The sequence below is a fragment of the Frankia sp. CgKIO3 genome (genome assembly GCF_977946435.1).
Window position 1 is genome coordinate 8,777 of the sequence record NZ_CDWTMO010000096.1, and the last position, 7,972, is coordinate 16,748.

The 7,972-nt window shown below is 68.7% G+C and carries 8 protein-coding genes; 6 read left to right on the forward strand and 2 right to left on the reverse strand.

The window, feature by feature from the left end; all coding sequences use genetic code 11:
* The 6 genes from AC08OJ_RS12325 to AC08OJ_RS12350 all read left to right on the forward strand — a co-directional run.
* On the forward strand, window positions 1-1,009 hold a 1,009-nt coding region (locus AC08OJ_RS12325; protein WP_476595786.1), incomplete at its 5' end, for a 4Fe-4S dicluster domain-containing protein.
* Entirely contained in the window at window positions 996-1,463 is a 468-nt protein-coding gene (locus AC08OJ_RS12330; protein ID WP_476595787.1) for a cyclic nucleotide-binding domain-containing protein, read from the forward strand. The genes AC08OJ_RS12325 and AC08OJ_RS12330, both read left to right, overlap by 14 nt.
* Before the next feature lie 133 nt (window positions 1,464-1,596).
* The gene (locus AC08OJ_RS12335) at window positions 1,597-2,304 is read left to right on the forward strand and encodes an FAD/NAD(P)-binding protein (protein WP_476595788.1); all 708 of its coding nucleotides are present in this window, start codon (window positions 1,597-1,599) and stop codon (window positions 2,302-2,304) included.
* Window positions 2,304-3,122, forward strand: a complete 819-nt coding sequence (locus tag AC08OJ_RS12340) for an NADH-quinone oxidoreductase subunit B family protein (RefSeq protein ID WP_476595789.1) — start codon at window positions 2,304-2,306, stop codon at window positions 3,120-3,122. The genes AC08OJ_RS12335 and AC08OJ_RS12340 overlap by 1 nt, the downstream gene beginning before the upstream one ends.
* On the forward strand, window positions 3,109-4,401 hold the full coding sequence (locus tag AC08OJ_RS12345) for a Ni/Fe hydrogenase subunit alpha (RefSeq protein ID WP_476593017.1): 1,293 nt from the start codon (window positions 3,109-3,111) through the stop codon (window positions 4,399-4,401). The genes AC08OJ_RS12340 and AC08OJ_RS12345 overlap by 14 nt, the downstream gene beginning before the upstream one ends.
* Window positions 4,359-4,871: a hydrogenase maturation protease gene (locus AC08OJ_RS12350; protein ID WP_462187580.1), complete on the forward strand. Its 513-nt coding sequence runs from the start codon at window positions 4,359-4,361 to the stop codon at window positions 4,869-4,871. The genes AC08OJ_RS12345 and AC08OJ_RS12350 overlap by 43 nt, the downstream gene beginning before the upstream one ends.
* A 49-nt stretch (window positions 4,872-4,920) precedes the next feature.
* On the opposite strand, the gene AC08OJ_RS12355 is transcribed toward AC08OJ_RS12350, so the two are convergent.
* Complete coding sequence (locus tag AC08OJ_RS12355; RefSeq protein WP_476593016.1) at window positions 4,921-6,066, reverse strand: site-2 protease family protein; 1,146 nt, start codon at window positions 6,064-6,066, stop codon at window positions 4,921-4,923.
* 91 nt (window positions 6,067-6,157) lie between these two features.
* Window positions 6,158-6,580, reverse strand: coding sequence for a TOBE domain-containing protein (locus tag AC08OJ_RS12360; protein ID WP_462187578.1), 423 nt, complete (start codon window positions 6,578-6,580; stop codon window positions 6,158-6,160).
* Window positions 6,581-7,972 lie beyond the last annotated feature (1,392 nt).

Genomic DNA, 7,972 nt, shown 5'->3' on the forward strand with positions numbered 1-7,972 from the left:
GCTCCCGGCGGGGTGGACCGATGTCCAGGAGGCGGGTCGTTACCGGCTCGAGCGTCGTCGCGACGCGGCGCTGTTCGGTTACGCGGTGGGGCCGCATTCGTGGAAGCAGAACCTGCTGCCGCCCCGGCTGCGCCTGCTGAAGACCCGCCGCCACGGCGATGGCGGCTTCGGCGATGGCGGCTTCGAGGTGGCGGAGGAACCGCTACCTCGGGCAGCGGTGGCATTCCTCGGCGTCCGTTCCTGTGAGCTGCAGGCCATCGCAATCCAGGACCGGATCCTGCTCGGGGGGCGCCACGCCGACCGCGACTACGCTGCTCGCCGCAGCGATGTGTTCATCGTTGCGGTGAACTGCCACGAGCCGGGTGGGACCTGCTTCTGCGTGTCGATGAACACGGGCCCGGCGGTGCGGGAGGGCTACGACCTGGTCCTCAGCGAAATCCTGGCCAGTGACCACCGGCTGCTCGTCGAGGCGGGCACCCCTCGGGGCGTCGAGATACTGGGCGAGCTGGCCGGGCGCCCGGCCGAAGCCGCCGACCGTAGCGCGGCCCAAGCCGCCGTGGACGGGGCGGCCGACCGGATGGGACGCACCGTCGACGCGGCCGACCTGCGTGACCTGCTCGCGGACAACCTCGAACATCCACGGTGGGACGAGGTGGCGCAGCGGTGCCTGAGCTGCGGCAACTGCACGATGGTGTGTCCAACCTGCTTCTGTACCTCGGTGGAGGACGTCAGCGACCTCACCGGAAGTGAGGCGGAGCGCTGGCGCAGCTGGGAGTCCTGCTTCTCGCTGGACCACTCCTACATCCACGGCGGCAATGTCCGTGCCTCCGGACGCTCCCGTTACCGCCAGTGGTTGACCCACAAGTTCGGCACCTGGCACGACCAGTTCGGAACGTCCGGATGCGTCGGCTGCGGACGGTGCATCACCTGGTGCCCCGTCGGCATCGACGTCACCGAGGAACTGACCGCCATTCGGGCGAACTCCGCGGCCGGCGATGACGTCGGTTGAGGCACCGCTCGGCGAGGTCGGCGTCTTCGCCGGTATGCACCCGGACCACCTCGCCCTCCTCGCCGGGTGCGCCCGGCACGCCGTCTTCCGCCCGGGCGACGTACTCCTGCGGGAAGGCGACCCGGCCGACACCATCTACGTCATCCGGCACGGCACGGTCGCGATCGAAACCTTCGTCCCGACCCGGGGTCTGGTCCCCATCGAGACCGTCGGAGCCGGCAATGTGGTGGGCTGGTCCTGGCTGTTCCCGCCGTACCGGCTCCATTTCGACGCCCGTGCCCTCTCGCTGGTCCGCGCCACCGCCATCGACGGTGCCTGCCTACGCGGGAAGTTCTCCCAGGACCCGGCGCTGGGCTACGACGTGCTGTCCCACCTTGCGCAGGTGCTCATCGAGCGCCTGCAGGCCACCCGGTTGCGGCTGCTCGATGTCTACGCAAACCCGGGCCAGGGCTGACGGCGCGGCCGGGGAGATGACCCCTCGGCCGTTCCGGGTGACCTGCCGCCACCAGGAGACGGGTGACACGTGAACCCTGGAACTCGCACCGCTCTCCGGCGCTCCGATCATCGCCGCACCCGGCCAGTTCACCATGGTCTACGCTTTCGGCGTCGGCGAGGTCCCCTTGTCCGTGATGGTCGACGACTCCGTGACGGCTGGTACCGACGGCCCGCTTGTGCACACCGTCCGAGCGGTCGGCGCGGTGACGGAAGCGATCTGCGCGTCCCGCCCGGGCGACGTCCTCGGGGTGCGTGGCCCGTTTGGGCGAGGCTGGCCGGTAGGCGCCGCCGCCGGGCTGGACGTCGTCGTGGTCGCGGGCGGGCTCGGGCTGGCGCCGCTGCGGCCGGTCGTCCGGCAGCTCCTGCGACGGCGCGCCGACTACGGCAACGTGGTCGTGCTCGCCGGCACCCGTACACCCGCGGACATCCTCTACCGCCGGGAGCTGGCCGGTTGGCAGGACCGCACCGACCTCCAAGCCCTGGTGACCGTCGACGGTGCGCAGCCCGGATGGGACGGCCGGGTCGGCGTCGTCACCACCCTTCTCCCGCACGTGCGTTTCGATCCGGCCAGAACCGTCGCGTTCACCTGCGGACCCGAGATCATGATGCGGCTGACCGCACGGGCCCTGGTCGACGCCGGCGTACCCGCCGACCGCATCCACCTGTCCCTGGAACGCAACATGCACTGCGGCCTCGGCCACTGCGGCCGCTGCCAGCTCGGCCCGCTGATGCTCTGCCTGGACGGACCGGTCTGCGGCTACGACCGCCTGGAACCGTCGCTCGCCGTCCGGGAGCTGTGATGCCGACGCCGACTCCGACCAGCCCAACCAGGCCCCGGCTCGCCGTCTGGAAGTTCGCCTCCTGCGACGGCTGCCAGCTCACCCTGCTCAACTGCGAAGATGAGCTGCTCTCGCTCACCGGCGAGGTCGACGTCTCCTACTTCCTGGAGGCATCCAGCGCGACCGTCGACGATCCCTACGACCTCTCCCTCGTCGAGGGCTCGGTCACCACCGAACAGGACGTGGAACGCATCCACCAGGTCCGGGCCGCGTCTCGGCGTCTGGTCACAATCGGCGCCTGCGCGACCGCCGGCGGCATCCAGGCGCTCCGCAACTTCGCCGACGTCGGTGACTTCCTCGCGGCCGTCTACGCCACCCCGGCGTACGTCTCGACGCTGGCGACCTCCACCCCGATCTCCACGCACGTCTGGGTGGACTTCGAACTCCAGGGCTGCCCGGTCAACCCTCGCCAGCTCCTCGAAGTCATCAGCGCGTTCCTCGCTCGCCGACGCCCGAACATCTCCTCATCCTCCGTCTGCACCGAATGCAAACGGCGCGGGACGGTGTGCGTGATGGTCGCGCACGGCACGCCGTGCCTCGGCCCGGTCACGCATGCCGGATGCGGTGCGATCTGCCCGGCCTATCACCGCGGCTGCTACGGCTGTTTCGGCCCGATGGAGAGCCCCAACACCCCCGCGTTGATCCGCCAGCTACGGGTTCTCGGGATGAACGAGGACAACGTCGACCGAGTGTTCCGGACGTTCAACACCGCCGCGCCGGCGTTCCGCGACGCCCCCGGCGAGGGTTCGGGAAGCGGTGAGACCGATGCGCGCGACTAGGACCATCGCACCTCCCCCGCTCACCAGGGTCGAGGGCGAAGGAAGGTTGCTAATCAAGATCATCGACGGGCGGGTGGACGAAGCCCACCTGAAGATCTTCGAACCGCCGCGCTTCTTCGAGGCGTTCCTCCGCGGCCGGGCCTACACCGAGCCACCCGACATCACCGCCCGGATCTGCGGCATCTGCCCGGTCGCCTACCAGATGAGCGCGCTGGCAGCCATCGAACAGATCTGTGGCATCACGGTCACGGGCCCACCCGCCGCCCTACGGCGGCTCATCTACTGCGGTGAATGGATCGAGAGTCACGCGCTACACGTCTTCCTGTTGCACCTGCCGGACTTCCTCGGCTACGATAGCGCACTAAACCTTGCCCAGGACCAGCCCGCCCTGGTCAAGCTGGGACTTACACTGAAGAAGGCCGGCAACACGCTCATGACGGTCATCGGCGGCCGCGCGATCCACCCCGTCACCACGCGGGTCGGCGGCTGGTACCGGGCACCACGCCGGCGCGACCTGACCGAGCTCGTCGGGCAACTGGAACAGGCGCGAGACATCGCCCGGGACACCGCCCGATTCACCGCCGCCCTGGACTTCCCCGAAGACGAACTCCACCAGACCTTCGTCGCGCTCCACCAACCTGGCGAATACCCCGTTGAGCGCGGCCGGATCGCCTCCACCGATGGCCTCGACATCGCCCCGGCCGACTACGACCGGCACTTCACCGAAGAACAGGTGCCCTGGTCGAACGCTCTGTACTCGACCCTGGCCGCGGGCGGCTCCTACCTCACCGGACCGCTGGCTCGCTTCGCGCTGGGCGCGCAGTGCCTGGCGCCCGCCGCCCGCGAGACCGCCGCCGAGATCGGCCTGCGCCCACCGGAGCGCAACCCCTACCGCAGCATCATCGTGCGTTGCATCGAGATGGTCCACGCCGCCGACGAGGCGCTGCGGATCATCGCGGACTACACCGAGCCCGACCCCCCCGCGCTGGAGGCCCCGCCCCGGGCGGGAACCGGCTACGGGGTCACGGAGGCACCCCGCGGCCTGCTCTACCACCGCTACACGATCGACCACAACGGCACCATCCTCGACGCAAAGATCGTGCCACCAACCGCCCAGAACCAACGTCCGATCGAAGAAGACCTGCGCGGCGTGGTGGAACGCTTCATGGACCTGCCAGAGCCCGAACTCGCCCTGCGCTGCGAACGGGCCATCCGCAACTACGACCCCTGCATCTCATGTGCAACCCACTTCCTGACCCTCCACATCGAGCACGGCTGACCGTCATCGGGATCGGCAATCCCTACCGACACGACGACGCCGTCGGCCTGGCAGTCGCGCATCAGCTACGCTGCACGCTCCCACCTGGCGTCGACGTGGTCGAATGCGCCGGCGAGCCGACAGGACTGTTTGCCGCCTGGGAAGGGGCCGACGCCGTCTGGATCATCGACGCCGCCCATTCCGCGGCCCCGCCCGGAACCGTGCACCGCCTACCGGCCAACGACCGCACACTGCCGGCGGATCTCGTCGGGCCATCGACCCACGCGCTCGGCCTTGCGGACACCATCGAGATCAGCCGAACACTCGGCCGGCTTCCCCGGCATCTCGTCATCTACGCAATCTCCGGCCATACCTTCTCAGCAGGCCTCGGACTCGGCCCCGAGGTCGCGGCGGCGGCCCGCAACGTGGCCGCCGCCATCCGCGCCGAAACAGCGATCTATGCCGCCAGGGAACCCGACGATCTCCGTTGACCGCCGCCAACCGCGGTAGCCGAAGGCCCGCGTTGGCGGTGGGATTCGGTCACGGGACTTCGCGCGGCCCGGGGGCGGCGTTCATCAGCCACGTCACCATGCGGCTGATGTCCGACAGCGACAGGATCCCGACGAGTCTGCCCTGGTCCATCACCAGAACGCGGTGCTCGGCGCCGGGCTCCATGCGCGGCAGCAGATCCGCCAGCGGGTCGTCGGGACCCGCGATGGTGGTCCGCGACAGTGGCACCATCACCTCGCTTACCGTTACCGTGCCGCTCTTCTCCGGCGGCACCTGCTTGGCGCCGTCCAGGGTCACCAGCCCGACCGGGACTCCGTTCTCGCCGGTCACCGGGAATGCCGAGTGCCGGTACCGGTACAGCGGGCCGGCCAGCAGGTTCGCGACGGTCAGGGCCGCGGGCACCGTGAGCGGCTTCGTCGTCATGGCGTCATGTACCGGGACGCCGGCGAGCACACCGCGCAACTGCGCCTGCCGTCCCTCGGCGGTGGCGGCCGCGATGAGGAACGAGCCGATCAGGGCCAGCCAGAGCCAGCCGAATCCGCCGCCTCTCATGAACACGAGGAGTCCCAGAACGACGAGCAGCCAGCCGAGGACGCGTCCGGCTGCGGTAGCCCCGGCGGTCGCCCGCAGCCGATCTCCCGTACGCCACCACAGGAAGGCGCGCAGCAGCCGCCCACCGTCGAGCGGAGCGGCGGGAAAGGCGTTGAAGACGGCGAGCAGCAGGTTGATGCCCGCCAGCCAGGCCACCACCTCGACCAGGAGCTCGGGCGCGGACGCCAGGGCGAGCAGCCAGGCGCCCAGCACGAAGAGCCCGCCCAGCAGAAGGCTGACGAGTGGGCCGACACCCGCGATCCGCAGCTCCGCTGCCGGGCTCGACGCCTCCGACTTCAGCCGGGCCACCCCGCCCAGCAGCCACAACACGATGTCGTCCACGGCCACCCCGTTGCGCCGGGCCACCAGGGCGTGCGCCACCTCGTGGGCGAGCAGCGAGGCGAAGAAAACCACCGCGGCGGCAAGGGCCGCCAACCAGTACACCACCAGGGCATGGCCCGGGTACACCTGTGGGAGGCGGCCCTGCGCGAGGCCGAACGCGATGATGCCGAAGATGAGCAGCACGCTCCAGTGGACCCCGATCCGGACTCCAGCGATCCGTCCCACCATGAAGGTCGCCCGCACAGCGTCTCTCCCCTGTTCGAACGTGCCCCGGGACCAAGACCCGGCTCGACTCCGCGGTTGGGCGCGGGGCCGGCCCCGTCAGGCTGTCCCGTCAGGCTGCCGCGAGGGCCACCTCCGTCGACTTGACCAGGGCGGTCACCGAGGAACCCGCGGCCAGACCGAGGTCGGTCGCGGCGGCCAGGGTGATCGCCGCGGTGAGCTCGCCGCCACCATCAAGGGCGATATGCGCGACGGCCATGGCACCGCCGGTCTCCAGGCTGGACACCGTGCCGCGCAGCCGGTTACGGATGCTCAGACCATCCACGCTGCCCGTGGCCAGCGCCACCTCGGTAGACTTGATCAGAATCTCGACGGTGGCCCCCACCGAGAGGTCGAGGTCCTTGACCGCATCAAGGGTCACCGCGGCGGTGACGGTCTGCCCGCCGGAGAGGTCGACAGTCACGGTGCTCATCACCGCACCTTCGGTGATGTCGGTGACGGTTCCGGTCAGTCGGTTGCGAATGCTCAGGCTCATCGGTCCACCTCGTCCTCTCGGGTGCCGCCAGGTGCCGTCAGTCAACTCCTACCCGCCCGTCTGTGCCGCGTACATGCCTCGACCCGCAGAAGAGCCGTGCAGAAGGGTCCTGCGGACAAGTGATGCCCGACAGGCGGTCGCGCCTGATCGGTCCGTGCGGGTCGGGGGCGCGGGCGCTCCGGTGCCACCGGTTCGCCTACCCCGAACAGGTCGATGTCGACCATCGACCCCGAGAGTCCGGCCTCCCGCACGTAGGCGACCCGCACCGACAGGAACACTGCCTTGGCACAACAGGTGGGCAGATAATGTCGCCAGAAACCCTACCACTACCCACTGTCATGCAAGACAACACACCTATCTCACCGCCGGCGTGGGCGCCAGGTCGCCCGCGCCCGGTCCACTCACGTCTGCGACCCAAAGAAATCCCAGCATCCCTCGGCGGCACCCCCGCCGATCATCCGACTGGCGTCCACCCCCACAACAACAGATCATCGTCGTATGACATCGGGCAATCGTGTTGAAGCAACGAAAGCGCACAACATTAAACAACGGCAACTCTCGGCGGGCCGTCCGAGCGGCTGCCGACGGTGGAACCGGCGCCCAAGCCGGACTACCCCCAGACTAACCCCCCCGAGCTAACCCCGGACTAACCCCGTAGCGGGCTCGCGGAGGGCTCGTAGGGCTGCTTCCGCTGTACCCGGCTGTCCCCGTCATCCGTATTCCCGACCCGCCATCCGTATTCCCGACCTGCCTGCAGGGAATGGTGGTTCAGGGAAGCCGAGAATGTTCGCGGCCATGGCACACCTCCCGATGAGGGGACTAGAAGGGGTACCCCCGCTTCCGGTGTCGGACTACCCCGTAGGGGTGCGCATCCCTCGCGCTGGAACCGCGGCTGGAGTGCTCCGGAACTGGCGTCGGTCAACGACGTTGAATTCGTAATGAAGTAATTAATGCAAGCCAATATGCGTCTTCGCAGGTCACGGGCTCGCGAGGACCCCGAAGTGAACAAGTTATTTCATTCCTAATCCGTTGAAGGGACCGTTCCTCCTCGGTGCCGGGTTCATGGTCGGCTGGATGTCTGGATGTGCATTGTGATCGGTGCGGCGCGGTCGCCCGATCTGCCCGTCGCGCGGCGGTGGTATAACTGGATCGGTCCGACGAGACGGACTGACTTTCGATAAGCCGGACGATAAGTGGTCGAGTGGTGATTGCCGTGCTAGCTGATACGCTTTTAACAGTTAGCGCCCGCCTGCTATCTCGGCTGCCGGCTGGAGTTAGCGCGAGTGCGCGCTCACTCATCACTTGCTATAGCGGCACGCCTGCGCCGGTCGCGGCGCTTGGGGAGCGTCATTAAATAAGTTGATCATTTGATCTGTGTTTAGTGTTCCCCTA